At 65.2% G+C, this 408-nt stretch carries 1 protein-coding gene; it reads left to right on the forward strand.

From position 1 onward, the window contains the following. Positions 1-208: hypothetical protein (locus M3210_RS20200; protein ID WP_251518101.1), on the forward strand; the 208-nt coding region annotated here is incomplete at its 5' end. Between the last annotated feature and the right edge of the window lie 200 nt (positions 209-408).

A 408-nucleotide genomic window follows, 5' to 3' on the forward strand; every position in this document is an offset into this window, starting at 1 on the left:
GACCTATCGGCATCCCAACCCCGAGACTCTCGCGCGACTGATCACCGGCTCGCCGGTCCGACCCCGCTTTCACTTCAACTACTCGACCAAGCGCACGCGAGCATGGAGCAAGCTCTCGACAATCCTCGCCGACACCGACGATAGGTTCACGGTGGAGGAGCCAGACGCCGACCGGGTCGGAGTGGATCTGCTTGTCGCTGCTCGCTGACACGCCGTCCCCGCTCGGCGGGCCCGTGCCTCAACGCGGTCGACGTGCGGAGCGCACTGCCTGGACGTGCTGGGTGCCATGACCTCGCCACCCTGGGCCGATCGTCATCCTCGAAAGCTCAAGGCAGATAGTGCCGCCGCTTTAGCTGTCGGCGACGCGGGAGAACGCATCTAGATTTCGCTGGTCCGCTTCCGGAAGTG

This window comes from Oceanobacillus luteolus, from assembly GCF_023715655.1.
Taxonomy (GTDB): Bacteria; Bacillota; Bacilli; order Bacillales; family Amphibacillaceae; genus Oceanobacillus; species Oceanobacillus luteolus.